Below are 26,975 nucleotides of genomic sequence, written 5' to 3'. Positions count from 1 at the left end.
CCCGTCGCAAGGAGGCTTGATGAATGACGAACTGCAACATCTGAAAAACCTTGGCAAGACATCTGCGCAATGGCTGCATGCCGTCGGCATTCACAGCGCCTCGGATTTGCGCCGTCTGGGGGCGGTGGATGCTTACAGGGCAGTACGCACGCGCGGATTTCGCGCGTCGAAGGTGCTGCTGTACGCCATTGAGGGTGCATTGATGGACGTGCACTGGAATGACATACCGGCCGAGCGCAAGGATGCCTTGAACAAACAACTTGAGGCTATTTCAGCGCGCCACAAGAACTGATCAAGGCTGCGGTTAATCGGGGCTTCCAGCGGTGATTCAAACAAACGTTTGGCGAAATCAAAAGAATTTTGAAAAGACTCGTTGACATGGAAATGAGAATCGTTATGATTATCACAACTGGTCGCGAGATCAGTCGATCTTCTGAAAGGCCCTTGGTTCGGACTCTCAGATTATCTCCTCATCAGGCTAATCACGGTTATTTGACCCGGCTCTTGCCGGGTCTTTTTTTGCCTGAAATTTGATCTGTACACTGATATCACTGGCGCATTTGCGCGCAATAGTCGGGGGCTGGCCGGGCAGCCGTGTACCACGCGTAATCCGCCGAACCAGAGTCGAGTACGTCGCCCTTCTGCGCCAGGATCAGCACCAGCGGCGCCTGTGCCCCGAGGTCCTGTACATGCAGAGGCACGCCAATATCCAGGCGAGCGTGATAGGCCCCGGCCAACAGCATCGCCGGGGCGGGTGCTGCCAGCAAGCGCTCGGCCATATGCCGATCACGCTGCTGCTGTACAGCGAGCATCGGGGCCATCTGGCTTTCGGGCAACATTGCGCAGTGCGACTGGCGAATTTGCGTCAATAACCTCTCGCTGACGGCGGGCGCAGTCGATCGCTCCCCCTCCATAACTGGCGGCTGACGGTAGATTTGTCCGATCTGGACCCTGGTCAGGTTGGCTGCCAGCAACGGATAAGGTTGCGTCAGGGCGTAGCGAATAATCGGTCCATAGAGGCTCCAGTCCCACCCTGACTGCCAGGCCAGCGCCTGCGGCAAGTCCTCCGGCCATTGCCGAGTGTCCGTTGCGTGCACGCCATCGACAGCGGCCTGTTGATCTTCAGTGAGCATTTCCAGCAGCAGGCTGCCTTGCGACCGTCGTTCAGCCAACGCCTGCAACAACCACAGTTGCACTTGATGATGCTCGGGATTGTCATGTTGCTCACCGACGATCACCCGGGGTGCGCCCGCCAGACGCTCGAGCAGTTCGTGCGCGCTCATTACCTGACCGCTGCGCAAATCGACAATCTCGCCGCCAGGCTGGTTCTCGACAGGCGCTATCACGCTTTGGCAAGCGGACAGCAGCAAACCCACGACAAATACGAATGCACGCATAAAATCACCTCAACGAGCAATGATCAGCGGATGCCCACGCTCCGGGTGCGCCTGCACCAACACATCCAGCCCGAACACCGCCTTGAGCGATTCGGGACGCAGCACTTGCTGCGGTGTATCCAGTGCATGGGGACGTCCGTTATCCAGGAGCAGAATGCGATCACAGTAGCGCGCCGCCAGATTCAGATCGTGCAGAATCACGAGCACGGCAGCACCGTGATCGGCAAAGGCACGCACCGCTTGCAGGGTCGTGTGCTGGTGTAGCGGGTCGAGCATTGAGGTCGGTTCATCCAGCAGTAACGTCTGCCCTGCCTCTCCAGGCCAAAGCTGCGCCAGCACTCGCGCCAGGTGCACCCGCTGACGCTCACCGCCCGACAACGCGGTGTAGCGGCGCCCCGTCAGATGCCCGACATCGGCAGCGTGCAAAGCCGCTGCAATGACTTCTTCATCCCTCTGGCGCCCGGTTTGGTGTGGCAAACGGCCCATGCCGACGACTTCTTCGACGCTGAAGGCGAAGTCCAGGGTCGAGGTCTGCGGCAGCACGGCCAGGCGCTGAGCCCGATGCGCCCCTTCCCACTCACCAATCTGCCGCTGATCCAGCAGGACCTTTCCCTGGTCGGCACGCAACTCGCCGCACAACGCGCCGAGCAAAGTACTTTTGCCGGCACCATTGGGCCCAAGCACCCCCAGGACCTCGCCTGGGCGTAATTCCAGGTTGAGATCGGCCAGGACAATCTTGCGCCCACGGCTGATCTGCAGATTTTCTACCCGAAGCATCAGGCGCGACCTCTGAGTAGTAAAAACAGAAAGAACGGTGCGCCGATAAAGGCGGTGACGATACCGATCGGCAACTCGGCCGGGGCCAGCGCCAAACGTGCCAGCAAATCGGCGAACAGCAGCAGACTGCCGCCAGCAAGAATCGAGGCTGGCAACAGCACCCGATGATCAGGCCCGGCCAGCAGGCGCACCAAGTGCGGCACCACCAACCCGACAAAACCGATCATCCCCGCCGCCGCAACGGCTGCCCCCACTCCCAGCGCCGTGCAGAACACGAGCTCACGCTTGAGCCGCTCGACGTTAATGCCCAAGTGGCTAGCCTCCGACTCGCCGAGCAACAGGGCGTTCAGCGCCTTCGCTCGACGCGGCAACCACAACGCCACCCCGGCAGTCACCAGCAGCAACGGCCACAGGCGCTCATAACTGGCGCCGTTCAGACTGCCGAGATTCCAGAAGGTCAAGGTGCGTAACGTGGCATCGTCCGCCAGGTACGTAAACAAACCCACCGCAGAGCCGGCCAGGGCCGTCAGGGCGATGCCTGCAAGCAACATCGTTGCAACGTTGGTCTGGCCGTTGCGCCGCCCCAATCGATAGACCAGCGCCGTCACTGCCAGGCCACCAAGGAAAGCACAGATCGACAGTAGATAGGGGCCGAGCGCCTCAGGCAGGCCACCCAACAACGAGCCACCGACAATCGCAATGGCTGCACCCAAGGCGGCGCCACTGGATACACCCACCAGACCGGGATCCGCCAGCGGGTTACGAAACAGCCCCTGCATGGCCACGCCGGAAAGCGCCAACACACCGCCGACCGCCAGCCCGAGCAAGGTGCGCGGCAGGCGAATCTGGCCAAGGATCAATTCCGCCTGCTCCAGGCCTTGAGCGGCAATCGGCAGACCCACCAGGCGCAAGGCCGCGCGCATCGTGTCCATCAGCGGTAGGCTGACCGGGCCGAGAGCCAGCGATAACCAGATCGCCAGCAACCACAGCAGGCTGAGCCCGATAAACAGCGAACGTGGTTTCACCAGAGTGGTCATTGAGTGGCGGCGGCCTTGACGGGCTCAGCCGGATAGAAGCCTGCAGACAGCTTGACCAGGCTCTGCGGCAGTCGCGGTCCAAGTCCACCAACCAACAATGTCGGATCCAGCTCCAGCACCCGCCCTGCCTTGGCCGCTGGCGTCGAGGCGAGGATCGGATTCTGTTTGAACAACGCCGCGCGCGCGGCATCGCCGGTCAGCGCCCGGTCGGAAAACACCAGCACATCCGGCGCCAAACCGGCCAGGGATTCGACGGAGAACGGCTTGTAGCCGCTATGGGTTGCCAGGTTATGACCACCCGCCTGCTGCAGTAGCCAATCGGCAGCGGTGTCCTTGCCAGCAATCAATGGCTTACCCCCGGCGTGACCCAGCAATAGCAGGACACCTGGGGCTTTCTGACGAGCCTGAGCCTGACTGACCCAGGCCTTGCGCTCCTCGAGTTGCTGTTGATAACGCTGGAACAGGGTCATGGCCTGCGCCTCGTTACCGAGCAAACGGCCCAAGTGCTTCAGGGTGTTTTCCAGGGTTGGCAGGTCCGCTTGCGCCGAGAACAACTCGACCTGAACTCCTGCGGTACGAATCTGCGATACCACGGGCGGCGGGCCCATTTCTTCGGTGCCGATCAGAATTTGCGGGCGCAAACTCAATACGCCTTCAGCCGAGAGTTGTCGTTGATAACCAATGCTCGGCAAGGCCTTAATCGATTCAGGGTGCTGGCTCGTAGTATCGACGCCCACCAGTTTAGATTCGCCGCCCAAGGCGCTGACCCATTCCGACAGCGCGCCCCCGGCACTGACCCAGCGTTGCGGCAATTCGGCGGCTGCGGCCACATGATTGACCAGAAGTCCGACACAGAGCGCAATAGCGCTGGTACTCAGGCGCATAACAGGGTTTCCTTTAAGGAGATTTCCCACACAATGACCGGCGTCGTTTGTACGCCCGGGCGAATCCGGCATTTGATAATTGTTAGCATTTGAACGTCAAGCACAGACACATTTGCTAACCAGCGCACTCGCCATTGGCCCACGCCTTCGGCACTTGAGGATAGACATGAAGTTTCTTTGCAGCAGCGCGGAACTGGCTGATACCAGCAGTCGCGGCTTTAAGATTGGCGAGAAGAACGTCTTCGCCGTGCGCCGTGAAGGACAGATCTACGCCTATGAAAACCGTTGTCCGCATCGCGGCATCAGCCTGGAGTGGCACCCGGACCAGTTCCTCGACGCCAGCGCCAGTCTGATCCAGTGCGCCAGCCACGGCGCACTGTTCCTGATCGAAAGCGGTGAATGCGTCGCGGGGCCTTGCGCTGGCCAATCACTTACGGCCCTGAAGTGCCGCGAAGACGCCGCCGGCATCTGGGTCCAACCCTAGACGTCGAGCAGCACCTGCAGGCGCCGGTCGACGCGAACCTCTTCGGCATTCAGGCTCACCCCGTACGCCAGCACTTCAACCCCTGCCGCCTTGGCCTCGCGCAGGGCTGCCGCATAACCCGGATCGATTTCCACGGCCGGTCGCACCGCCTCGATGCCAGTCAGGTTGACGCAATACAGTTGCACCGCGCGCACCCCGCTGCGGGCCAGGCAAGCCAATTCGCGCAGGTGCTTGGCCCCACGCTGAGTCACCGCATCCGGAAACGCTGCAATCGCTACGCCATCGAAGCCCAGTGTGACGCTTTTGACTTCAACGAACGCCGGCCCCTGCGGATAGTCGAGGCGAAAATCGATGCGACTGTTTTCCTGGCCGTAGGGCACTTCACGCTTGAGCCCGGTAAAGCCATCAAGTTCGCTGATCACCCCGGCCCTCAGGGCTTCCTCGATCAGGGTGTTGGCCCGTGCAGTATTGACGCAGGCCAGTCGCCCTTGCGGGGTTTCGCTGATTTCCCAGGTCCCGGGCAACTTGCGCTTGGGGTCGTTGGAGCGGCTGAACCAGACCTGCCCGCCCTCGACCATGCAATTGAACATCGAGCCGGTATTGGGGCAGTGAATGGTCATCATCTCGCCGCCAACGGTTTCGATATCGGCGAGAAAACGCTTGTAACGTCGGATCAACCGACCTTCTTCCAAGGGGGGATCGAAGCGCATCAGCCTTGCCAACTCCGCAGACCACGGGCAATCCGTTCCACCGCTTCGCGCAAGCGCGGCAGGCTCTGGGTATAGGCGAAGCGCACATGGTGTCCGGCCTGATACCGACCAAAATCCAGGCCCGGGGTGAAGGCAATGTGTTCGGTTTCCAGAAAGTGCCGGCAAAAGGCAAAAGCGTCGCCGCCAAAGGCACTGATGTCCGCATACAGGTAGAACGCGCCCTCCGGCTCCACGGCAATGCCAAAGCCCAGTTCGCGCAAGGCCGGCAGCAGGAAATCGCGACGCCGGCCGAATTCGGCGCGCCGCTCTTCCAGGATGCTCAGGGTCGCCGGCTCAAAGCAGGCCAATGCGGCCTGCTGGGCCATGCTCGGCGCGCTGATGTAGAGGTTCTGCGCCAGCTTCTCCAGTTCGCTGACCGCACCTTGCGGCGCCACCAGCCAACCAAGGCGCCAGCCGGTCATGCCGAAATACTTGGAAAAACTATTCAGGACAAAAGCACTGTCGTCGACTTCCAGCACGCTGGCCGCATCGGTGCCGTAGGTCAGGCCATGATAGATCTCGTCCACCACCAGATGGCCGTTACGGCCCTTGATCGCCGTGGACAGGCCGGCCAGTTCATCCCGGGTGAGGATGGTTCCGGTCGGGTTGGCTGGCGACGCCACCAGTGCGCCGACACTGTCGTGATCCCAGTAGCGCTCCACCAGGTCCGGAGTCAGTTGGTAACGCACGTCCGGACCGACCGGCACCAGTTGCGCCGCGCCTTCTACCAGCCGCAGGAAATGCCGATTGCACGGATAGCCCGGGTCAGCCAGCAGCCAGTGCTTGCCCGGATCCACCAGCAAGGCGCTGGCCAGCAACAGCGCGCCTGAGCCACCAGGGGTGATGAGAATGCGCTGCGGATCGATGTTCAGGCCGTAGCGCTGCTGGTAGAACCCGGAAATTGCTTCACGCAGCTCGGGAATGCCACGCGCCGCGGTGTAACGGGTTTTCCCCGCCGCGAGGGCGGCCTGACCGGCCTTGATGATCGGCTCGGCGGTGGTGAAGTCCGGCTCGCCGATTTCCAGGTGAATCACGTCGTGGCCGGCCGCCTGCAGCTCATTGGCGCGCGCCAGCAAAGCCATGACATGGAAAGGTTCGATAGCGCGGCTGCGCGCACTGTAGGGCTGAGCCATTAGCCTTCCTTCAACGGGGTAAAAGAAACGATTCTACCCAAGCACAGGAACGAGCGAGAACCTATTGCGGTCACAACACCAAGGTTCAGCGTCATGGAGCCCAAACGCAAGGCGCAGGATTGACTAAAATCATTATTTGATCAGGTCTCCAGAACCACCAGACCAGGCTTTGCAACCCTTTGCAAGGCTTGTGGACCGCAGCCTCGACATGAGGGAGTAGCGCGGCCGGATTTGATCTGGTAAGTTCGCCCGCTTGCAGTCGCAGGGCCGGCAGGTGTCGGTGATGGAGCAATCCTGCGCAATGGATTACAAGAGTAGAGGCGGTCCATTTCATGCCCACCCAAGCAAAGCAACAGCAGAATCAGGTAATCAGCGGCTTCGAACCTTACGTGCCGAAGGCTGGTGAAGAGTACATGGGCGCACCGATGCGCGCGCACTTCACCAAGATCCTGAACAAGTGGAAACAGGACTTGATGCAGGAAGTCGACCGTACCGTTGACCACATGAAAGATGAGGCAGCCAACTTCCCCGACCCGGCCGACCGTGCCAGCCAGGAAGAAGAATTCGCCCTTGAGCTGCGCGCCCGCGATCGCGAGCGCAAGTTGATCAAGAAGATCGACAAGACGCTGGAGCTGATCCAGAACGAAGAGTACGGCTGGTGCGAGTCCTGCGGCATCGAGATCGGCGTCAAGCGCCTCGAAGCCCGCCCAACTGCCGATCTGTGCATCGACTGCAAGACCCTGGCTGAAATCAAGGAAAAACAGGTCGGCAAGTAATTCTCGACTTGAATGAAGAACGGAGCGTGCGAACGCTCCGTTTTTGTTTCTGCCGTCCTGCAAACCCCGAAAAGTAGCTTCGCCGCCATGACCGCCAAAACCTCCCCCGCCTACATCGGACGCTTCGCCCCAACGCCCAGCGGCCATCTGCATTTCGGATCGCTGGTCGCGGCGCTGGCCTCCTACCTGGATGCTCGCTCGGTCGGCGGGCGCTGGCTGCTGCGCATGGAGGACCTCGATCCGCCGCGCGAAGAGCCTGGTGCGCAGGCGGCGATCCTCAAGGCCCTGGAAAGTTACGGCTTCGAGTGGGACGGTGAAATGATTCGCCAGAGCGATCGCCACGAGGCCTACGCCCAAGTCCTCGGTCGACTGTTCAACCTCGGACTGGCCTACGCCTGCACCTGCTCGCGCAAGCAACTGGAGCCCTACCACGGGATTTACCCGGGCTTGTGCCGCAACGCAGGGCATGCCTGCGAAGACGCGGCGATCCGCTTGCGCGTCCCGGAGCTGGAATACCATTTCATCGACCGCGTGCAGGGCGAATACCGCCAGCACCTGGCCCGTGAAGTGGGTGATTTTGTGATTCGCCGCCGCGACGGTCTCTATGCCTATCAACTGGCGGTGGTGCTCGACGATGCCTGGCAAGGCATCACCGACATCGTCCGTGGCGCCGACCTGCTCGACTCCACGCCCCGCCAGTTGTACCTGCAGGAGTTGCTCGGCTTGTCACAACCGCGTTACCTGCATCTGCCCCTGATCACCCAGCCGGATGGCAACAAACTGGGTAAATCCTATCGCTCACCGCCGTTGACCGAAGATCAGGCTACGCCTTTGTTACTCCGCGCCTTGCGCGCCCTGGGGCAGAAACCCGGCGTGGAACTAGCGGATGCCGCACCCGCCGAACTGCTCAAGTGGGGCACTGCCCATTGGGACGCCGGACTGATTCCTCGCACTCTGACCCTGCCCGAAGCGCAATTACGCTGACTAAGCTTGCAGGTTGGCGCCCATCCGTTACCATCGCCGCACGTTTTCGGGCACGCACACAATAAAGAGAGGCCGGGATGTACATCTATCGCTTGGTCCTGCTGCTGGTAGTGGGGATCTATCTATTCTCCCCCGCCATCATGGACTGGTGGATCGACGCCACTGGCGCCTGGTATCGCCCGTATCTGCTGTGGCTGATCCTGATCGTCGTGACCTTCATCCTGCAGAGCCAAAAAGATGCCGATGAGCTTTAGCCTGACCCAGATGATCCTGATCAGCGCCGCGTACCTGGCGGTGCTGTTCGGCGTCGCCTGGATCAGTGAACGCGGAATGATCCCGCGGGCGATCATTCGCCACCCGCTGACCTACACCCTGTCCCTGGGTGTCTACGCCAGCGCCTGGGCGTTCTACGGCACGGTCGGCCTGGCCTATCAATATGGCTACGGCTTTCTCTCCAGCTACCTCGGAGTGTCCGGCGCCTTCCTGCTCGCGCCGGTGCTGTTGTATCCGATCCTGAAGATCACCCGGACCTACCAGCTTTCATCTCTGGCCGACCTGTTTGCCTTTCGCTTTCGCAGCACCTGGGCCGGCGCACTGACCACCATCTTCATGCTGATCGGCGTCTTGCCGCTGCTGGCGCTGCAGATCCAGGCCGTGGCCGATTCGATCGGCATCCTGACCCGCGAACCGGTCCAGCATCGGGTGGCCCTGAGCTTCTGCGCGCTGATCACCCTGTTCACGATTTTCTTTGGCTCGCGGCACATTGCGACCCGGGAAAAACACGAAGGGCTGGTGTTCGCCATTGCCTTTGAATCGGTGATCAAGCTGATCGCCATCGGCGGCGTCGGCCTGTATGCCCTGTATGGCGTGTTCGACGGCCCGCAACAGCTGGAACTCTGGCTGCTGCAGAACCAGACCGCCCTCGCCGCCCTGCACACGCCACTGCAGGAAGGTCCATGGCGCACCTTGTTGCTGGTGTTCTTCGCCTCGGCCATCGTGATGCCGCACATGTATCACATGACCTTCACCGAAAACCTCAATCCGCGCTCCCTCGTCAGTGCAAGCTGGGGCCTGCCGCTGTTCCTTCTGCTAATGAGTCTGGCGGTTCCGCTGATTCTCTGGGCCGGTCTGAAACTGGGCGCCAGCACCAACCCCGAATACTTCACCCTCGGCATCGGCATTGCCGCCAACAGTAAGGCCCTGGCCTTGCTGGCCTACATCGGCGGCTTGTCTGCGGCCAGCGGCCTGATCATCGTCACCACCCTGGCGCTGTCCGGAATGGCCTTGAACCATCTGGTCCTGCCGCTGTACCAACCACCCGCCGAAGGCAACATCTACCGCTGGCTGAAATGGACCCGTCGAGCGCTGATCGTCGCGATCATCATGGCTGGCTACGGCTTCTACCTGATGCTCGGCGCCGAACAGGACCTGGCCAACCTCGGCATCGTCGCCTTTGTCGCGACCCTGCAATTCCTGCCGGGTGTGCTGTCCGTGTTGTATTGGCCGACAGCTAACCGCCGCGGCTTCATTGCGGGCTTGCTGGCGGGGATCCTGGTCTGGCTGGTGACCATGCTGTTGCCGCTGGTGGGCAATCTGCAAGGCTTCTATATTCCGCTGCTGAACATGATCTACGTGCTCGACGACACCAGTTGGCACATGGCGGCCATCGCCTCGCTGGCGGCCAACGTGCTGATGTTCACCCTGATCTCGCTGTTCACCAACGCCAGCAGTGAAGAAGCCAGCGCGGCCGAGGCGTGCGCGGTGGATAACGTGCGCCGTCCGCAACGACGCGAACTGCATGCCGCCTCGCCTCAGGAGTTCGCCACACAGCTGGCAAAACCACTGGGCGCAAAGGCGGCGCAAAAAGAAGTAGAGCAGGCACTGCGCGATCTCTACCTGCCGTTCGATGAGCGCCGTCCTTACGCCTTGCGCCGCCTGCGTGACCGGATCGAAGCCAACCTCTCCGGCCTGATGGGCCCCAGTGTCGCGCAGGACATGGTCGAAACCTTCCTGCCGTACAAGGCCGGCGGCGAAAACTACGTCACTGAAGACATTCACTTCATCGAAAGCCGTCTCGAGGACTATCACTCGCGCCTGACCGGCCTGGCCGCTGAACTCGACGCCCTGCGCCGATACCACCGCCAGACCCTGCAGGAACTGCCGATGGGTGTCTGTTCCCTGGCCAAGGATCAGGAGATCCTGATGTGGAACAAAGCCATGGAGGAACTGACCGGTATCGCCGCACAGCGAGTGGTCGGCTCGCGCCTGAGCACTCTGGGCGAGCCATGGAAGGAATTACTGCAAGGCTTCATTAATCTGCCCGATGAACACTTGCACAAACAGCACCTGACCCTCGAAGGCCAGACCCGCTGGCTCAACCTGCACAAGGCAGCCATTGACGAACCGCTGGCCCCGGGCAATAGCGGCCTGGTCCTGCTGGTGGAAGACCTGACCGAAACCCAGATGCTCGAAGACAAGCTGGTGCACTCCGAACGCTTGGCGAGTATTGGGCGCCTGGCCGCCGGGGTGGCTCACGAAATTGGCAACCCGATTACCGGCATCGCCTGTCTGGCGCAAAACCTGCGCGAAGAGCGCGAGGACGACGGCGAGCTGACCGAAATCAGCGGGCAGATTCTTGAGCAGACCAAACGCGTGTCACGCATCGTGCAATCGTTGATGAGTTTCGCCCACGCGGGCAGCCACCAGCACAACGACGAACCGGTGTGCCTGGCTGAGGTAGCCCAGGACGCGATTGGCCTGCTGGCCCTGAATCGACGCAATTTCGAAGTGCAATTCTATAACCTGTGCGATCCCGAGCATTGGGTCGATGGCGACCCACAGCGTCTGGCCCAAGTGCTGATCAACCTGCTGTCCAACGCCCGCGACGCATCGCCAGCCGGCAGTGCGGTACGGGTAAAAAGCGAAGCCAGCGAACACACGATCGATCTGATCGTCGAAGACGAAGGCAGCGGCATCCCCTCGAGCATCATGGACCGATTGTTCGAACCCTTCTTCACCACCAAGGATCCTGGCGAAGGCACCGGTCTGGGCCTTGCACTGGTCTATTCCATCGTTGAAGAGCATTATGGACAAATCACCATCGACAGCCCGGCTGACATTCAAAGCCAACGCGGCACCCGTATCCGGGTGACCTTACCGCGTCATGTCGAAGCGACGTCCGCTGTGAACTGAGACCGTCGAGAGAATTGAATCAATGCCGCACATTTTGATCGTCGAAGACGAAACCATTATCCGCTCCGCCTTGCGCCGCCTGCTGGAACGCAACCAGTACCAGGTCAGCGAAGCCGGTTCAGTGCAGGAAGCACAAGAACGCTTCAGCATTCCAACGTTCGACCTGATTGTCAGTGACCTGCGCCTGCCCGGCGCACCGGGAACCGAACTGATCAAGCTGAGCCAGGGCACGCCGGTGCTGATCATGACCAGCTATGCCAGCCTGCGCTCGGCGGTCGACTCGATGAAAATGGGCGCGGTGGACTACATCGCCAAACCCTTTGACCACGACGAAATGCTCCAGGCCGTTGCGCGAATCCTGCGCGACCGACAAACGGCGCAAAGCGTGGCCAGCGAACGTCCCGCCGGCAAGGCGAGCAATGGCAGTGACAAACCAGGGGTCGATAACAGCAATGGCGAAATCGGCATCATCGGCTCTTGCCCGCCGATGCAGGACCTGTACGGCAAAATTCGTAAAGTCGCGCCCACCGACTCCAATGTGCTGGTGCAGGGCGAGTCCGGCACCGGTAAAGAGCTGGTAGCCCGCGCGCTGCATAATCTGTCGCGACGCGCCAAGGCGCCGATGATTTCGGTGAACTGTGCGGCGATCCCGGAAAGTCTGATCGAGTCGGAGCTGTTCGGCCACGAAAAAGGCGCATTTACCGGCGCCAGTGCTGGCCGCGCCGGACTGGTGGAAGCGGCGGATGGAGGCACGCTGTTCCTTGACGAAATTGGCGAGCTGCCACTCGAGGCCCAGGCCCGACTGCTGCGCGTACTCCAGGAAGGCGAAATCCGTCGCGTGGGTTCGGTGCAGTCGCAAAAGGTCGACGTGCGCCTGATCGCTGCGACCCACCGTGACTTGAAGAGCCTGGCAAAAATCGGCCAGTTCCGTGAAGACTTGTATTATCGCCTGCACGTGATCGCCCTCAAGCTTCCAGCCTTGCGTGAGCGCGGCACGGACGTCAACGAGATCGCCAACGCCTTCCTCGCTCGTCAGAGCGCACGAATCAATCGCACCGACCTGAAGTTCGCCCCCGATGCCGAGCAGGCAATCCGTCACTACAGTTGGCCGGGTAACGTGCGCGAACTGGAAAACGCCGTCGAGCGTGCCGTAATTCTCTCCGAGAGCCCGGAAATTTCCGCCGACCTGCTGGGTATCGACATCGAACTCAGTGACCTGGAAGAAGACGAATTCATCGGCCTGGCCCCGCAACAGGGCAGCACCAGCAATGCCAGCCACGAACCGACCGAAGACCTTTCCCTGGAAGACTACTTCCAGCATTTCGTCCTCGAACATCAGGATCACATGACCGAAACCGAGCTTGCCCGCAAGCTGGGCGTCAGTCGCAAGTGCCTATGGGAACGCCGTCAGCGCCTGGGCATTCCTCGGCGAAAGACCGGGGTTACGAGCGAAAGCTGAACGTTACCTGCCAAATGTGTGGGTAACAGCTGAAATGGTGAAAAAACTGTTACCGCAGTTTTTTCCGTAACAAAAGCCGGGGTTTACGGTAACGAAACCCCGGCTTTTTTTTGCCCTAAAAAAGCCACCCACCCCGCCTAACCCCCTGTTTTACTGGGGATCGAAAAAGTTGGCACGGCTTCTGCTATATGTTTGGTACAAGAACAATAACAAGCAACGTACAAGACAATAAAAATAAGACGAATCGACTCACGCACAATAAAAACAAGACGGCGAGAGGCGCAGCTAACTGATTCTTTTGGAGAAGCGTTGTATTTGGGGCTTGCCCCGCGACCAGGCCGAGAACAACAAAAACTGCCCTAAGGCAGCGCCTGAACTGGTTGGATCGAGAGATCATTGCAACACAGCGATCAAAGCAATCCGTTTGCTCTTGGCTCCCGATTGGGAGGGTCATGAAGGGAAAACCTCGTGACATGGGCGTTACACAAAAACAAGAAGCCCGAAACCATAATAAAAATAGAGCACGCAACTACTTCTGGGGGAGCTTCGGCTCCCCTTGTAGTTTCTGCGGTTTACCTACAATTCCGGTCTCCCACTCCGCTCAAAGCTCGAAACCTGGCGCTTGCAGCTTGCTCCTACACCATCCCTCGACTAAATGCTAGAATCCCCGCCCATCATGCGGTCATTCTTCGTTTTGGCCGAACATTCCTTCAAACAGTGCATCCCATGCTGAAGAAGCTGTTCCAGTCATTCCGTTCTCCCGCGCGTCGTACGCAACACATTCGCAGCACGCCTGAAGTGCTCAACAGCGGCCAACATTCGCTGCAGCGGGCCCAGTTCAGCCGTTATGCGGTCAACATCGTCGAACGCCTGCAGAACGCCGGTTACCAGGCCTACCTGGTCGGCGGATGCGTGCGCGACATGTTGCTCAACATCACGCCCAAGGATTTCGACGTAGCCACCAGCGCCACGCCGGAACAGGTTCGCGCCGAGTTTCGCAATGCGCGAATCATTGGCCGACGCTTTAAATTGGTCCACATCCATTTTGGTCGCGAAATCATCGAAGTCGCGACCTTCCGTGCCAATCACCCGCAAAACGACGAAGAGGAAGACAGCAACCAGTCCTCGCGTAACGAAAGCGGGCGTATTCTGCGCGACAACGTCTACGGCACCCTGGAAGAGGACGCGCAACGCCGCGACTTCACCATTAATGCGTTGTATTACGATCCGGTCAGCGAACGCATTCTCGATTACGCCAATGGCGTGCACGACATCCGCAATCACCTGATCCGCCTGATTGGCGATCCGACCCAGCGTTACCAGGAAGACCCGGTGCGGATGCTGCGTGCCGTGCGTTTCGCTGCCAAGCTGAACTTCGGCATCGAAAAGCACACCGCCGCGCCGATCCGCGACCTGGCGCCCATGTTGCGGGAAATTCCTGCCGCTCGTCTGTTCGAAGAAGTGTTGAAGCTGTTCCTTTCCGGGCATGCCGCCGACACTTTCGAAATGCTGGTCGACTTGCAACTGTTCGATCCGCTGTTCCCGGCCAGCGCCGAAGCACTGGAACACAACCCGACCTACACCCACACCCTGATCAGCGAAGCACTGATCAACACCGACCTGCGGATCAAGCAGAACAAGCCGGTGACCCCGGCGTTCCTGTTCGCCGCCCTGCTGTGGCCGGCGCTGCCAGCCCGGGTTTTGCGTTTGCAGGATCGTGGCATGCCACCGATCCCAGCCATGCAGGAAGCCGCTCACGAGTTGATCGCCGAACAGTGCCAACGAATCGCCATTCCCAAGCGCTTCACCATGCCGATCCGCGAGATCTGGGACATGCAGGAGCGCCTGCCGCGCCGCAGCGGCAAACGCGCCGACCTGTTGCTGGACAACCCGCGTTTCCGTGCCGGCTACGACTTCCTGCTACTGCGTGAAAGCGCTGGCGAACAGACTGATGGCCTGGGCGAGTGGTGGACCGACTATCAGGACGCCAACGACAGCGAACGCCGCGACATGATTCGCGACCTCAGCGGCAAGGAAGACGGTGCTGGCGGCGGGCCACGCAAACGTCGTCGTACCAGTGGCGCCAAACGTAAACGTGCCGCCGGGGCACCGAGCGCGTCGGGCGAATAAGTTCATGGAACGTATCTACATCGGCATGGGCAGCAACCTGGCAGCCCCCGCTGAGCAACTGCGCAACGCCGTCGGCGCGTTGGCGCAGTTGCCTCGCACCACCCTGATCGGCGTCTCGGCGTTCTACCAGAGCGACTCCCTGCTGCCGGGCCAGCCCCGCTACACCAACGCCGTTGCAGCCCTGGACAGCGCTCTGGCGCCGCTGGAGTTGCTCGACGCGCTGCAGGCCATTGAAAACGACCAGGGCCGCGAACGCCTTGAGCGCTGGGGTCCACGCACGCTGGACCTGGATATCCTGCTGTTCGGCGACCAACTCATCGATGAACCTCGCCTCAAGGTCCCGCATTACCACATGCAGGAACGCGCGTTCGTGCTCTACCCCCTGGCCGAACTGGCCCCTGCGGAACTGCAACTGGCTGACGGGCGACTGTTACGCGACCTGCTGAACGCATGCCCGTTCGTCGGGTTGGAACGCTTGCCAGCGGTTTAAAAGGGCCCGGCCACCGAGGCCGTGGTCCCCTTCGCCCTGCTGAATCGCATCAGTAACGCCGGTAACACCTTCGCTGTCACCTGGCGGTAACACATCCAATTGACTTCCCGAGTTCTCCTCACGACTATAGGCGTCCCGCTGCCGCCAACACGGCACCAAAGGGCGCAATCCAGGCTTTTCAAGCACGACAAAAGAACGTGCGCCTGAGTAAATGAAGAATCACGCGCGTTACTCGCAGTAGTTTTCCAAGCGCCTGAACGAGGAACCATTTCATGCCAGCTATTACTCTCACCACCCTGCAGACCCTCAAGCAGAAAGGTGAAAAAATCACCATGCTGACCTGCTACGACGCCACTTTTGCCCACGCCTGCAATGAGGCCGGTGTTGAAGTGTTACTGGTGGGCGATTCCCTGGGCATGGTGCTGCAAGGTCATGACAGTACCCTGCCGGTCACCACCGCCGAGATGGCGTATCACGTCGCCTGCGTCAAACGCGGTAACAGCGACGCCCTGATCCTCGCCGACCTGCCATTCATGGCCAATGCCACCGTCGAACAAACCCTGATCAACAGCGCGACCCTGATGCAGGCAGGCGCACACATGGTCAAGGTTGAAGGCGCACTGTGGCTGGCCGAGTCGATTCGCCTGCTGGCCGAACGCGGCGTGCCGGTCTGCGCCCACATGGGCCTGACGCCTCAGGCGGTGAATATTCTGGGCGGCTACAAAGTTCAGGGCCGCAATGAAAACCAGGCCCGCCAGATGCGCGCCGATGCTATCGCCCTGGAGCAGGCCGGCGCCGCAATGTTGCTGCTCGAGTGCGTTCCGAGCGAACTGGCCCATGAAATCACCCAGGCGGTAAAGATCCCGGTGATTGGTATCGGTGCCGGTAATGCCACCGACGGCCAGGTGCTGGTCCTGCACGATATGCTCGGTCTGTCCCTGACCGGTCGCGCCCCCAAGTTCGTGAAGAACTTCATGGCTGGCCAGGAAAGCGTGCAAGCGGCTTTGAGCGCTTATGTCCGCGAAGTCAAAGCGGTGACCTTCCCGGGTGCTGAACACGGATTTTCCGCATGAACACCGTAAAGACCGTACGCGAACTGCGCGCAGCGGTAGCCCGCGCCCGCAGCGAAGGCAAGCGCATCGGCTTCGTGCCGACCATGGGCAACCTGCACAGCGGCCATATGGCCCTGGTGACCAAGGCCGCCCAACGGGTGGACTTCGTGGTCGCGAGTATTTTCGTCAATCCGCTGCAGTTTGGCGCCGGCGAAGACCTGGACAAGTACCCTCGGACCCTGGCGGCGGATCAGGAAAAACTCCTGCAAGCCGGTTGCCACTTGCTGTTCGCACCGAGTGCCGAGGAGATGTATCCCGATGGCATGGCCGGCCAGACCCGCGTCAGCGTTCCGCACTTGTCCGAAGGCCTGTGCGGCGCCAGTCGCCCTGGGCACTTCGAAGGCGTGGCGACCGTGGTCAGCAAGCTGTTCAATATGGTTCAGCCTGATCTGGCCGTGTTCGGCCAGAAAGACTTCCAGCAATTGGCCGTCATCCGCGCCCTGGTGCATGACCTGAACATGCCGATCCAGATCATCGGTGAACCGACTGTGCGCGCCGCCGATGGCCTCGCCTTGTCGTCACGCAATGGCTTCCTCGATGAAGAACAACGGGCAGTTGCGCCAGTGGTGTATCGCACCCTGAGCAACATTGCCGAGTCCATCCGCCAGGGATCACGCGACTTCCCTTCGCTGATCAACGAGCAGTTGCAACTTCTGGAAGGCGCGGGCCTGCGCCCTGACTATCTGGAAGTGCGCCACGCACGGACCCTGCGCCCGGCAACCGCGCAGGATCGTGATCTGGTGATTCTGGTGGCCGCGTTCCTCGGTACTACGCGGTTGATCGACAACCTGCACCTGAATCTCGACACCTCGGCCTGATCAGCTCCGGCTCCATGGGGGAGCCTCGCTCCCCCTTGAAGTTTGCCGCCCTCAATCGATCGCACCTGCGCCATATTGCCGCCTCCCTGACCTTCGGGCACACTGCCCGCCGCTCGATTTCGACCAGGGAAAACACTCATGCACGCCATCATGCTCAAAGCCAAGCTGCACCGCGCCGAAGTCACTCACGCCGTGCTCGACTATGAAGGCTCCTGCGCCATCGACGGCGAATGGCTGGACTTGTCCGGGATCCGTGAATACGAACAGATCCAGATTTATAACGTCGACAACGGCGAGCGCTTCACCACCTATGCCATTCGTGGCGAAGAAGGCTCGCGCATGATCTCGGTCAACGGAGCCGCCGCCCACAAGGCCAAGGTTGGTGACCGCGTGATCATTTGTGCCTACGCGCACTACAGCGAAGCCGAGTTGCTCAACTTCAAACCCCGCATGCTGTACATGGCACCGGGTAACGAGCTGAGCCATACCAGCAACGCCATTCCGGTGCAGGTCGCCTGATCCCACCCTAACTCTTCCGTTCGTCGGGCTATTTCTAACTTCAACGTTAAAAAAGAGCCGGAAACGGGTCAGACAAAGTCAAGACAGATCATTGCGCGGGGTTTACTGTATTCGCCCTGCGCAATGAAAGTGTGTCGGCGCAGCAGACCGGAATGCCCACCATGGCGCTCCGGGATTTTTGTGTTCAAAAGGCCGTTCAAGTAAGGAAACCCGCAGCGATGGCGTACTACCGCACCCCTCAAGACGTTACCGCTCTGCCAGCCTGGCAGGCGCTGAATGATCACCGCCAAGCCATGCAGGATTTCAGCATGCGCGAAGCGTTCAATGCCGACCCGCAGCGTTTCAACCAATTCACCCTAAGCAGCTGTGGTCTGTTCCTGGACTATTCGAAAAACCTGATCAGCGCTGAAACCCGCAACCTGCTGGTGGGCCTGGCGAATGAAGTCGGGCTGAAGGATGCAATCAAGGCGCTGTTCAGCGGCGAAATCGTCAACGCCTCCGAAGGCCGCCCGGCCCTGCATACCGCCCTGCGCCGCCCGGTGGGCGACAAGCTGCAGGTTAATGGCGTCAACGTGATGCCGGACGTGCACAAAGTGTTGAACCAGATCACTGACCTGGTCGGCCGCATCCATGACGGCCTGTGGCGTGGCTACACCGAAAAACCTATTACCGATGTGGTGAACATCGGCATCGGCGGTTCGTTCCTCGGCCCTGAACTGGTTTCCGAAGCGCTGCTGTCCTACGCCCAGAAGGGCGTGCGCTGCCATTACCTGGCGAACATCGATGGCAGTGAGTTCCACGAGCTGACCATGAAACTGCGCGCCGAGACCACACTGTTCATCGTCTCGTCGAAATCCTTCAACACCCTGGAAACCCTGAAGAATGCCCAGGCCGCTCGCGCCTGGTACCTGGCCCAGGGTGGCTCGGAAGCGGAGCTGTATCGCCACTTCATTGCGGTGTCGAGCAACAATGCCGCGGCAGTTGCCTTCGGTATCCGCGAAGAGAACATTTTCCCGATGTGGGACTGGGTCGGCGGCCGCTACTCACTGTGGTCAGCCATCGGCCTGCCAATTGCCCTGGCCATCGGCATGTCCAACTTCAAGGAACTGCTGTCGGGTGCCTACACCATGGACCAGCACTTCCAGAGCGCCCCTTTCGAGCAGAACATGCCGGTGCTGCTGGCCCTTCTCGGCGTGTGGTACGGCAACTTCTGGGGCGCGCAAAGTCACGCGATCCTGCCGTACGACCATTACCTGCGAAACATCACCAAGCACTTGCAACAACTGGACATGGAATCCAACGGCAAGAGCGTGCGCCAGGACGGTACCCCAGTGTCCACCGACACCGGTCCGGTGATCTGGGGTGGCGTGGGTTGCAACGGCCAGCATGCGTATCACCAACTGCTGCACCAGGGCACCCAACTGATCCCGGCCGATTTTATCGTGCCGATCGTCAGCTTCAACCCGGTTTCCGACCACCACCAGTGGCTGTACGCCAACTGCCTGTCACAAAGCCAGGCGCTGATGCTGGGCAAAACCCTCAGCGAAGCAGAGACCGAACTGCGCGACAAGGGCATGTCGGAAGAGCAGGTGCAGAAGCTGGCGGCGCACAAAGTGATTCCGGGCAACCGTCCGAGCAACACCCTGGTCGTCGAACGCATCAGCCCGCGTCGCCTCGGCGCACTGGTTGCGCTGTACGAACACAAAGTCTTCGTGCAGAGCGTGGTCTGGGGCATCAACGCCTTCGACCAGTGGGGCGTGGAGTTGGGCAAGGAACTGGGCAAAGGCGTCTACAATCGCCTTGTCGGCAGCGAAGAAGCACCGGCCGACGACGCATCCACCCAGGGCCTGATCAACTACTTCCGCGGGCGTCACCGCGGTTGATTTGACGGTAGTCCTGTAGCGAGTTTCAGGAGCTGGCAATGGCGCCAGCTCCTGCAACCACCCTGCTAACCAGGAGCCGTCATGTTCGATATCAGCACATTCCCCAAAGCCGACGCCGTACGCCGGGCCGCACAACTGAGCCAGGACGACTATCGGCGTCTGTACCGCGAATCCATCGAACACCCCAGTCAGTTCTGGGCCGAACAGGCCAATCGTTTCATAGACTTCAGTACCCCCTGGCAAACCGTCCAGCGCTACAACCTGAAGACCGGCGAAGCCAGTTGGTTCTCCGGCGCAAAGCTCAACGTCAGCTACAACTGCATCGACCGCCACCTCCCGCAACGCGCAACCCAGACCGCAATCATCTGGGAAGGCGACGATCCCGCCGACTCACTGCCTATCACTTATCAACAGTTGCATGATCACGTCTGCCGCCTGGCCAACGTGCTGAAAAGCCGTGGGGTGAAAAAAGGCGACCGGGTCTGCATCTACATGCCGATGATTGCCGAAGCCGCCTACGCCATGCTGGCCTGCTCGCGCATTGGCGCCGTGCATTCGGTGGTATTTGGCGGGTTTTCCCCGGATTCCCTGCGCGACCGCATCCTCGATGCCGATTGCCGCACCGTGATCACCGCCGATGAAGGGGTACGCGGCGGCAAAAAAATCCCGCTCAAGCACAACGTCGACCAGGCACTGCTCAGTTGCCCTGCGGTCAGCACCGTGCTGGTCGTCCAGCGCACCCAGGCCGAGATCAACCGGGTCGAGGGCCGCGACCTCTGTTATCACCAGGCCACTGCGGCAGCCAGTGCCCAGTGTCCGCCAGAGCCGATGGACGCCGAAGACCCGCTGTTTATCCTCTACACCTCCGGCAGCACCGGCAAACCCAAGGGCGTGTTGCACACCACTGCAGGCTACTTGCTGCAGGCGGCGATGACGTTCAAGTACGTGCTCGACTACCGTGACGGTGAAGTGTTCTGGTGCACCGCCGACGTCGGCTGGGTCACCGGTCACAGCTATATCGTCTACGGTCCCCTGGCCAACGGCGCCACCACCCTGATCTTCGAAGGCGTGCCTAACTACCCCAGCAGCTCACGCTTCTGGCAAGTAATCGACAAGCATCAGGTCAACATCTTCTACACCGCCCCGACTGCATTACGCGCATTGATGCGTGAAGGCGCCGCCCCCTTGCAGAACAGTTCACGCAGCAGCCTGCGGCTATTGGGCAGTGTCGGCGAGCCGATCAATCCGGAAGCCTGGGAGTGGTATTTCAATGTGGTGGGCGAGCAGCGCTGCCCCATCGTCGATACCTGGTGGCAAACCGAAACCGGCGGCATCATGATCAGCCCGTTGGTCAGCGCGCAACGGATCAAGCCCGGCTGCGCGACTCGGCCCATGTTCGGCGTGCAACCGGTGCTGCTCGATGAGCAAGGTAAGGAAATCAGCGGACCGGGCAGCGGCGTACTGGCGATCAAAGCCAGTTGGCCGGCCCAGATCCGCACGGTCTACGGTGATCCGCAACGGATGGTCGACACCTACTTCAAACTCTACCCTGGGTATTATTTCACCGGAGACGGTGCACGCCGCGACGAGGATGGTGATTACTGGATAACCGGGCGCATCGACGACGTGATGAATGTTTCCGGGCACCGCATCGGAACTGCCGAGGTCGAAAGCGCACTGGTGCTGCATGACAGCATCGCCGAGGCCGCCGTGGTCGGTTACCCCCACGACGTCAAGGGCCAGGGTATCTATGCCTTCGTCACCCCCATGAATGGCGTCGAGCCCGATGAGCCCCTGAAGCAACAATTGCTGGCACTGGTCAGTAAGGAAATCGGCAGCTTCGCCAAGCCGGATTTAATCCAGTGGACGCCAGCCTTGCCGAAAACCCGCTCAGGCAAGATCATGCGACGCATTCTGCGCAAGATTGCCTGTAATGAGCTGGACAGCCTCGGCGATACCTCGACCCTGGCTGATCCCAGCGTGGTCGAGGATCTGATCGACAAGCGCCTGAACCTGTAAACCGGCGCGGCCAGACACCGCGCCATGACGCCTGTTGTCGCTATCGAGTTGTCATGGAATTCATTCGTACCCGCATAGAAACCCAGATCATGAGCCTGACCGGCCTGTCCCTGGGCAAGCTCGATCTGGAAAACCCCAAGGGCGATCCCGGGCTGTTCGGCCCCGACTCGATCAGTTGGCAAGTCCATGGCGATTTCAGCAGCATGTTAATCGGCGGCATCAGCGCCCTGATGCTGCAAGCCCTGCACCCGCTGGCGCTGGCCGGGGTCTGGGATCATTCGAACTTTCGCCAGGACATGCTTGGACGCCTGCGCCGCACCGGACAATTCATTTCCGGCACCACCTTCGGCTCACGCCAGGATGCCGACTGGCTGATCGAAAAAGTCCGCACTATCCATCTGCAGGTGGTCGGCACCGCACCCGACGGCCGCACCTACGCCGCCAGCGACCCGGACTTGCTGACCTGGGTCCATGTGGCCGAAGTCAGCAGCTTTCTGGCGGCCCATCTGCGCTACCGCAACCCGCACCTCGCGCCCAGCGACCAGGACCGTTACTACGCGGAGATCGCCCTGATCGCCGAACGCCTGGGCGCCCGCGAAGTGCCTCGCTCGCGCCAGGAAATTGCTGATTACCTTGAGCGAATTCGCCCACAACTGCTGTGTGACGAACGTAGTCGCGAGGTGCTGCGCCTGCTGCTGAATGCACCCGCTCCCAGTCGCATGGCCAAACCTTTTGGCGGCTTGATGATGCAGGCCGGTATCGACCTGCTGCCCGACTGGGCCAGTGCCATGCTTGACGTCAGCCAGAGCGCGTTGCAACGCCAACTGATACGCGCCAGCGTCAGGCGCAGCACGCCGATGCTGCGCTGGGCGGTGCGCAATGGTTCGGTGCAGCGGGCCAGGCGCCGGATGGGTTTGTTGAAATGAATCTGTGCGCAATCCTGTTAAACTCGCGCGCCAAATTCCCAGCAAGGCGCGCACCATGTCTTCCTTGAACCAGGCGCTGCGCGCCGCACTCGATCATCGCCAGGACCTGCTTGCCGAGCTGCACCAGCAGGGCACCGACTGCTATCGCCTGTTTCATGGCAGCCAGGAAGGTGCCGGCGGCCTGACCGTCGACCGTTACGGCCCGCAATTGCTGGTACAGAGCTTCCACCAGACGCTGCAGCGCGAAGACCTGCTGGCGCTGCACGCCAGCATCAATCAACACCTGCAACTGGACACTTTACTGGTCTACAACGACCGTTCCCGGGGCAACTCGCGCATCGACCGTGAAGACAGCGTGTACCGCGCTGATGATGCCGCGCTCGCCGATCTGGTGGGCCATGAGTGGGGCCTGAACTACCGGGTCCGCGGCCGCCACGCCGGGCAGGATCCGCTGTTGTTCCTCGACCTGCGCAACGCCCGTGGCTGGGTCAAGGCGCACAGCAAGAACAAGAGCGTGCTCAACCTGTTTGCCTACACCTGTGGCGTCGGCCTCAGTGCCGCGGCCGGTGGCGCGCGGGAAGTGTGCAATCTGGACTTTGCCGAGGGTAACCTGGCAGTCGGCCGGGAAAATGGCCAGCTCAATCCGCAGTTGCCGGAAATGCAATTCGTGCAGTCCGACTACTTCCCGGCCATTCGCCAATTGGCCGGCCTGCCCATCAGCCAGCGCCGCGGGCAAAAGCTGCCGAGCTATCCACGTCTGGAGCAGCGTCAGTACGACCTGGTCCTGCTCGACCCGCCCGCCTGGGCAAAGAGTGCATTTGGCACCGTCGACCTGCTGCGCGACTACCAAAGCCTGTTGAAACCGGCCCTGCTGAGTACCGCCGAGAATGGCGTGCTAATCTGCTGCAACAACCTGGCGAAAGTCAGCATGGATGACTGGCGCGAGCAGGTGCTGCGCTGCGCGGAGAAAGCCGGTCGCCCGGTACGCGAGTGGCAAGCGCTGCCTCCTGCCGTTGATTTCCCCTCGATGGACCAGCAGCCACCGCTGAAAACCCTGATTTTGCAGCTCTAAGGCTTGTAGGAAGATTCCGAACAATCCTGATTGAGGTCATTGCTTCGGAACCAGAATCGCGTGCCATACTCCAAGGCACTTCCGATTCAGATAGATGAAGCCGCACATGTCCAAAGGATTGATTCGCGCCGTCGGCGCCTTGTTGACTGCTCTCGCCCTGTACAGCTTGCTGGGGTTTCTGATTTTGCCGGGCATCGCCCTGCGGATCGCCAATCAACAATTGGTCAATTACGCGGCGGTGCCGGCGAGCATCCAGCGCATCGAGCTCAATCCCTTCAGCCTGGAACTCACGGTGTGGGGCCTGAATATCGGCGAACCAGGCAAGGAGCACGTCGCTTTCGAGCGTCTCTATGCCGACCTGCAGATCGACAGCCTGTGGACCCACGCCCTGCACCTGGCCGATGTGCAACTGGACAAGCCGAAAACCGAGATCCTCTTCAGCAAGGACGGCAGCCTCAATCTCACTCAACTGTTCAAACTACCCGCCAGCGAACCCGCTCCCGCCGATCCGCAGGCCAAGCCGTTCCCGCTGCGCATCGATCGCATCAACCTGGCCGGCGGCAACCTGCATTTTCAGGATTTGCGTCCCAGCGAGCCCATCGAATTTCTATACGACAAGCTCAACTTCGAGCTGAAAAACCTCAGCACCCTGCCCGACGACAACGCCGAAATGAACCTGGTGGCCATCGGTCCCAACGGCGGTCAGATCGATTGGAGCGGTAAAGTCAGCCTGTTGCCCATTACCTCGGAAGGCACCCTGAAGGTCACCGAAGGCAAGATGAAAGCCTTTTGGCCCTACGTCCGCGACGCGGTGCCATTGGTGCTTGAAGACGGCACCGTCAGCCTCAGCACTGACTACAAACTGAATCTGAGCAAGGAAACCGAGTTGCTGCTGAACAACACCTCGGTGAGTATCGCGCCTTTTGCCATCAAGGCCCCGGATGGCCGGCCGCTGGCTCGCCTGGAGCGCCTGGACGTCAGCGAGACCACACTCGACCTGGCCAAGCAGCAAGTGATTGTTGGCAAGATCCGCAGCCAGAAACTTGAAACCTGGGCCGCCCGCGAAGCAGATGGTCAGCTCGACTGGCAAAAACTCTTCGCCAGCCAACCGGCCAAGCCAGCCGCCAAAAAGGAAACAGCCACGGCACCGGCGGCCGCCGACTCACCCAAGCCTGAGCCCGCTGCCCCGAGCAAACCCTGGCAAGTGCTGCTCAAGGACGTCGAACTGCGCAATTACCAGGTGCACCTGGCTGACCGCCAGGTAAAACCGGCCGTGGCCCTGGAACTCGGACCGCTGAACCTGGACCTGAAAAACTTCGACAGCCTCAACGGTTCGCCTTTCAGCCTCAAGCTCGACAGCGGCCTGGGCAAGCAGGGCAAGATCCTCGCCGAGGGCGAGGTCAACCTGGCACCGGTCAGCGCCAAACTCAACGTGCAGACCCGCGATATCGATCTGCGGGTGGCCCAGTCGTACATCAGTCCGTTCATTCTCCTGGAGCTGCGCTCCGGCATGCTCGGCAGCGACCTGGCCGTGAACCTGAAAAGCACCGAACCGCTGGCGTTCACCGTCACCGGCAAGGCCCAGGTCGATCAGTTGCACACGCTCGACACACTGAAGTCCCGAGATCTTCTCAAGTGGCAGAAGGTCATGGTCGAAGGACTGAATTATCAGCATGGCGACAGCCTGTCGATTGACCGGATAAACCTGCAACAGCCCTACGTGCGCTTCATGATCAACGATGATCGCACCACCAACATTGATGATTTGCTGATCCCGCAACCAGCCGATTCCGCCAGCAAGACAACCGCAACAACGCAACCGGCGGCTGGTAAAGACAAGCCATTGGGCATTCATATTGGCGCGATTGCGATCAACGACGGCTCGGCGAACTTCGCCGACTTCAGCCTGACGCCAAACTTCGCCACCGCCATCCAGCAACTCAACGGCCAGATCGGCACCATCGACAGTCGCCAGCAAAAACCCGCCAGCGTTGACGTCAAGGGTAAGGTCGACCGTTACGCTCCCGTGACCATCAAGGGCAGCGTCAATCCATTCGACCCGATGGCTGCGCTGGACATCGCCACCAGCTTCAAGCGGGTCGAATTGACGACCCTGACCCCCTATTCCGGCAAGTTCGCCGGCTATCGGATCCGCAAAGGCCGGCTCAATCTCGATCTGCACTACCTGATCACCAAAGGCCAGCTCAAGGCTGAAAACAAGGTGGTGGTGGAGCAACTTGAGCTGGGTGAGAAAGTCGACAGCCCGGACGCCGTCAGCCTGCCGCTGAAGCTTGCGGTGGCCTTGCTCAAGGATGTGGATGGCAAGATCTCCATTGAATTGCCGGTCACGGGTGATCTCAACAACCCGCAATTCAGTGTGATGCCAATCGTCTGGCAAACCTTGCGCAACCTGATCGTCAAGGCAGCGGCAGCGCCGTTCAAACTGATCGGTGGCCTGATTGCAGGTGGCGGCTCGGAAGATCTCGGCACCGTGGCCTTCGCCCCCGGTTCCAGTGACTTGAGCAAGGATGCGGAAGGCGCGCTGGTCAAGCTGGCGAATGCCCTCAAGGAACGCCCTGCCCTGCGCCTGGAAATCGAAGGCACCGCCGCACAAAGCAGCGACGGCCCGCTGATTGCCGAGCAGCGCCTGGAACGTGAATACCAGTACAACTACTACAAGATCCTCCAACGGCGCGGCGACAAGGTCCCGGCCCAGGCTTCGTTACTGGAAGTCCCGGAAAGCGAGAAAACCCCGCTACTTGAAGGCATCTACCGCACGCGCCTGAAAGCCCAGCCGCCGGCTGAATGGAAGGACCTGGGCAAGGAGGAACGGGCGGCAAAAATGCGTGAAGGCGTGATCAAATTCTGGGCGTCCAGTGACGTATTGTTGCGCCAATTGGGTCAGGACCGCGCCAGCAGTATCAAGGACTACCTGGTGGACAAAGGCCAACTGGCCGATGATCGTGTGTACTTCATCGACGCCAACCTCGGCCAGGCCGAAAGCGATGGCAAGGTCATCACGCCGATGCACCTGGACGCCGAATAAACTTTCCCGACCGCACAATAGAACGGGCCCCGACACTGTTGTCGGGGCCCGTGATGCCACATCCCTGTGGCCAGTTGCGTGAACTCTG

The 26,975-nt window shown here is 60.6% G+C and carries 23 protein-coding genes; 17 read left to right on the top strand and 6 right to left on the bottom strand.

The genetic code is table 11. The features are described from left to right. The first annotated feature begins 19 nt into the window (after positions 1-19). Positions 20-292, top strand: a complete 273-nt coding sequence (locus tag NR126_RS14910) for a TfoX/Sxy family protein (protein WP_016773175.1) — start codon at positions 20-22, stop codon at positions 290-292. A gap of 256 nt (positions 293-548) precedes the next feature. Here NR126_RS14910 and NR126_RS14905 read toward each other — a convergent pair whose 3' ends face one another. Genes NR126_RS14905 through NR126_RS14890 form a run of 4 tightly spaced genes read right to left on the bottom strand, consistent with a single transcriptional unit; the run spans position 549 to position 4,095 of the window. After that, positions 549-1,397 carry a ChaN family lipoprotein gene (locus tag NR126_RS14905; RefSeq protein WP_027617900.1) on the bottom strand — a complete coding sequence of 283 codons (849 nt, stop codon included), beginning with the start codon at positions 1,395-1,397 and terminating at the stop codon, positions 549-551. 9 nt (positions 1,398-1,406) lie between these two features. After that, complete coding sequence (locus NR126_RS14900) at positions 1,407-2,174, bottom strand: heme ABC transporter ATP-binding protein (protein ID WP_027617899.1); 768 nt, start codon at positions 2,172-2,174, stop codon at positions 1,407-1,409. Continuing rightward, positions 2,174-3,157: an iron ABC transporter permease gene (locus NR126_RS14895; RefSeq protein WP_177433281.1), complete on the bottom strand. Its 984-nt coding sequence runs from the start codon at positions 3,155-3,157 to the stop codon at positions 2,174-2,176. Before NR126_RS14895 ends, NR126_RS14900 begins: the two co-directional genes overlap by 1 nt. A 50-nt stretch (positions 3,158-3,207) precedes the next feature. Then, complete coding sequence (locus NR126_RS14890) at positions 3,208-4,095, bottom strand: hemin ABC transporter substrate-binding protein (RefSeq protein ID WP_105755839.1); 888 nt, start codon at positions 4,093-4,095, stop codon at positions 3,208-3,210. Positions 4,096-4,261: 166 nt separating this feature from the next. Between NR126_RS14890 and NR126_RS14885 the strand changes: the two genes are divergently transcribed. After that, positions 4,262-4,579 (top strand): Rieske (2Fe-2S) protein, encoded by a 318-nt coding sequence (locus NR126_RS14885; RefSeq protein ID WP_027617896.1) that lies wholly within the window; start codon positions 4,262-4,264, stop codon positions 4,577-4,579. On the opposite strand, the gene sfsA is transcribed toward NR126_RS14885, so the two are convergent. Beyond that, entirely contained in the window at positions 4,576-5,289 is a 714-nt protein-coding gene (gene sfsA, locus NR126_RS14880; RefSeq protein WP_027617895.1) for a DNA/RNA nuclease SfsA, read from the bottom strand. The genes NR126_RS14885 and sfsA overlap by 4 nt on opposite strands. Beyond that, positions 5,289-6,461: a pyridoxal phosphate-dependent aminotransferase gene (locus NR126_RS14875; RefSeq protein WP_105755840.1), complete on the bottom strand. Its 1,173-nt coding sequence runs from the start codon at positions 6,459-6,461 to the stop codon at positions 5,289-5,291. Before NR126_RS14875 ends, sfsA begins: the two co-directional genes overlap by 1 nt. Positions 6,462-6,793: 332 nt before the next feature. Here NR126_RS14875 and dksA point away from each other — a divergent pair, with 332 nt between their 5' ends. From dksA to NR126_RS14800, 15 genes are all read left to right on the top strand, one after another. Further along, positions 6,794-7,237: an RNA polymerase-binding protein DksA gene (dksA, locus tag NR126_RS14870; protein WP_027617893.1), complete on the top strand. Its 444-nt coding sequence runs from the start codon at positions 6,794-6,796 to the stop codon at positions 7,235-7,237. 87 nt (positions 7,238-7,324) lie between these two features. Then, positions 7,325-8,221, top strand: coding sequence for a tRNA glutamyl-Q(34) synthetase GluQRS (gene gluQRS / locus NR126_RS14865; RefSeq protein ID WP_256830518.1), 897 nt, complete (start codon positions 7,325-7,327; stop codon positions 8,219-8,221). A gap of 77 nt (positions 8,222-8,298) precedes the next feature. Further along, positions 8,299-8,475: a hypothetical protein gene (locus NR126_RS14860; RefSeq protein WP_003176118.1), complete on the top strand. Its 177-nt coding sequence runs from the start codon at positions 8,299-8,301 to the stop codon at positions 8,473-8,475. Beyond that, positions 8,459-11,413: a sensor histidine kinase gene (locus NR126_RS14855; RefSeq protein WP_027617891.1), complete on the top strand. Its 2,955-nt coding sequence runs from the start codon at positions 8,459-8,461 to the stop codon at positions 11,411-11,413. The genes NR126_RS14860 and NR126_RS14855 overlap by 17 nt, the downstream gene beginning before the upstream one ends. A 22-nt stretch (positions 11,414-11,435) precedes the next feature. Beyond that, a complete protein-coding gene (locus NR126_RS14850; RefSeq protein ID WP_256830516.1) occupies positions 11,436-12,872 on the top strand; it encodes a sigma-54 dependent transcriptional regulator in 1,437 nt (478 codons plus the stop codon). Positions 12,873-13,598: 726 nt separating this feature from the next. Continuing rightward, complete coding sequence (locus NR126_RS14845; protein ID WP_027617889.1) at positions 13,599-15,002, top strand: polynucleotide adenylyltransferase PcnB; 1,404 nt, start codon at positions 13,599-13,601, stop codon at positions 15,000-15,002. Positions 15,003-15,006: 4 nt separating this feature from the next. After that, complete coding sequence (folK, locus tag NR126_RS14840; protein WP_027617888.1) at positions 15,007-15,492, top strand: 2-amino-4-hydroxy-6-hydroxymethyldihydropteridine diphosphokinase; 486 nt, start codon at positions 15,007-15,009, stop codon at positions 15,490-15,492. Positions 15,493-15,764: 272 nt separating this feature from the next. After that, entirely contained in the window at positions 15,765-16,565 is an 801-nt protein-coding gene (gene panB / locus NR126_RS14835) for a 3-methyl-2-oxobutanoate hydroxymethyltransferase (protein WP_027617887.1), read from the top strand. Next, positions 16,562-17,422, top strand: coding sequence for a pantoate--beta-alanine ligase (gene panC, locus NR126_RS14830; protein ID WP_027617886.1), 861 nt, complete (start codon positions 16,562-16,564; stop codon positions 17,420-17,422). The genes panB and panC overlap by 4 nt, the downstream gene beginning before the upstream one ends. 138 nt (positions 17,423-17,560) lie before the next feature. After that, positions 17,561-17,941, top strand: a complete 381-nt coding sequence (panD, locus tag NR126_RS14825; RefSeq protein ID WP_003228271.1) for an aspartate 1-decarboxylase — start codon at positions 17,561-17,563, stop codon at positions 17,939-17,941. A 218-nt stretch (positions 17,942-18,159) separates the two neighbouring features. Beyond that, a complete protein-coding gene (gene pgi / locus NR126_RS14820) occupies positions 18,160-19,824 on the top strand; it encodes a glucose-6-phosphate isomerase (protein ID WP_027617885.1) in 1,665 nt (554 codons plus the stop codon). A gap of 81 nt (positions 19,825-19,905) precedes the next feature. Continuing rightward, complete coding sequence (gene acs / locus NR126_RS14815; protein WP_105755844.1) at positions 19,906-21,843, top strand: acetate--CoA ligase; 1,938 nt, start codon at positions 19,906-19,908, stop codon at positions 21,841-21,843. 53 nt (positions 21,844-21,896) lie between these two features. After that, the gene (locus tag NR126_RS14810; RefSeq protein WP_256830515.1) at positions 21,897-22,769 is read left to right on the top strand and encodes an oxygenase MpaB family protein; all 873 of its coding nucleotides are present in this window, start codon (positions 21,897-21,899) and stop codon (positions 22,767-22,769) included. Between the two features lie 55 nt (positions 22,770-22,824). After that, positions 22,825-23,841 carry a class I SAM-dependent rRNA methyltransferase gene (locus NR126_RS14805; protein WP_027617882.1) on the top strand — a complete coding sequence of 339 codons (1,017 nt, stop codon included), beginning with the start codon at positions 22,825-22,827 and terminating at the stop codon, positions 23,839-23,841. Between the two features lie 94 nt (positions 23,842-23,935). Further along, a complete protein-coding gene (locus NR126_RS14800; RefSeq protein ID WP_256830514.1) occupies positions 23,936-26,887 on the top strand; it encodes a DUF748 domain-containing protein in 2,952 nt (983 codons plus the stop codon). Positions 26,888-26,975 lie beyond the last annotated feature (88 nt).

Origin of the sequence: Pseudomonas sp. Pse1 (assembly GCF_024519635.1) — a bacterium.
GTDB lineage: Bacteria > Pseudomonadota > Gammaproteobacteria > Pseudomonadales > Pseudomonadaceae > Aquipseudomonas.
Note: the sequence above shows the minus strand (reverse complement) of the source record. Positions and strands in the feature narration are given on the sequence as shown.

Coding starts and splice junctions, on each gene's coding strand:
- NR126_RS14805 (WP_027617882.1), top strand. CDS start 22,825: ATGTCTTCCTTGAACCAGGCGCTGCGCGCCGCACTCGATCATCGCCAG.
- gluQRS (WP_256830518.1), top strand. CDS start 7,325: ATGACCGCCAAAACCTCCCCCGCCTACATCGGACGCTTCGCCCCAACG.
- panB (WP_027617887.1), top strand. CDS start 15,765: ATGCCAGCTATTACTCTCACCACCCTGCAGACCCTCAAGCAGAAAGGT.
- acs (WP_105755844.1), top strand. CDS start 19,906: ATGTTCGATATCAGCACATTCCCCAAAGCCGACGCCGTACGCCGGGCC.
- NR126_RS14850 (WP_256830516.1), top strand. CDS start 11,436: ATGCCGCACATTTTGATCGTCGAAGACGAAACCATTATCCGCTCCGCC.
- NR126_RS14890 (WP_105755839.1), bottom strand. CDS start 4,095: ATGCGCCTGAGTACCAGCGCTATTGCGCTCTGTGTCGGACTTCTGGTC.
- NR126_RS14845 (WP_027617889.1), top strand. CDS start 13,599: ATGCTGAAGAAGCTGTTCCAGTCATTCCGTTCTCCCGCGCGTCGTACG.
- NR126_RS14905 (WP_027617900.1), bottom strand. CDS start 1,397: ATGCGTGCATTCGTATTTGTCGTGGGTTTGCTGCTGTCCGCTTGCCAA.
- NR126_RS14885 (WP_027617896.1), top strand. CDS start 4,262: ATGAAGTTTCTTTGCAGCAGCGCGGAACTGGCTGATACCAGCAGTCGC.
- NR126_RS14900 (WP_027617899.1), bottom strand. CDS start 2,174: ATGCTTCGGGTAGAAAATCTGCAGATCAGCCGTGGGCGCAAGATTGTC.
- folK (WP_027617888.1), top strand. CDS start 15,007: ATGGAACGTATCTACATCGGCATGGGCAGCAACCTGGCAGCCCCCGCT.
- NR126_RS14860 (WP_003176118.1), top strand. CDS start 8,299: ATGTACATCTATCGCTTGGTCCTGCTGCTGGTAGTGGGGATCTATCTA.
- NR126_RS14810 (WP_256830515.1), top strand. CDS start 21,897: ATGGAATTCATTCGTACCCGCATAGAAACCCAGATCATGAGCCTGACC.
- panC (WP_027617886.1), top strand. CDS start 16,562: ATGAACACCGTAAAGACCGTACGCGAACTGCGCGCAGCGGTAGCCCGC.
- pgi (WP_027617885.1), top strand. CDS start 18,160: ATGGCGTACTACCGCACCCCTCAAGACGTTACCGCTCTGCCAGCCTGG.
- NR126_RS14875 (WP_105755840.1), bottom strand. CDS start 6,461: ATGGCTCAGCCCTACAGTGCGCGCAGCCGCGCTATCGAACCTTTCCAT.
- NR126_RS14910 (WP_016773175.1), top strand. CDS start 20: ATGAATGACGAACTGCAACATCTGAAAAACCTTGGCAAGACATCTGCG.
- panD (WP_003228271.1), top strand. CDS start 17,561: ATGCACGCCATCATGCTCAAAGCCAAGCTGCACCGCGCCGAAGTCACT.
- NR126_RS14800 (WP_256830514.1), top strand. CDS start 23,936: ATGAAGCCGCACATGTCCAAAGGATTGATTCGCGCCGTCGGCGCCTTG.
- NR126_RS14855 (WP_027617891.1), top strand. CDS start 8,459: ATGCCGATGAGCTTTAGCCTGACCCAGATGATCCTGATCAGCGCCGCG.
- sfsA (WP_027617895.1), bottom strand. CDS start 5,289: ATGCGCTTCGATCCCCCCTTGGAAGAAGGTCGGTTGATCCGACGTTAC.
- dksA (WP_027617893.1), top strand. CDS start 6,794: ATGCCCACCCAAGCAAAGCAACAGCAGAATCAGGTAATCAGCGGCTTC.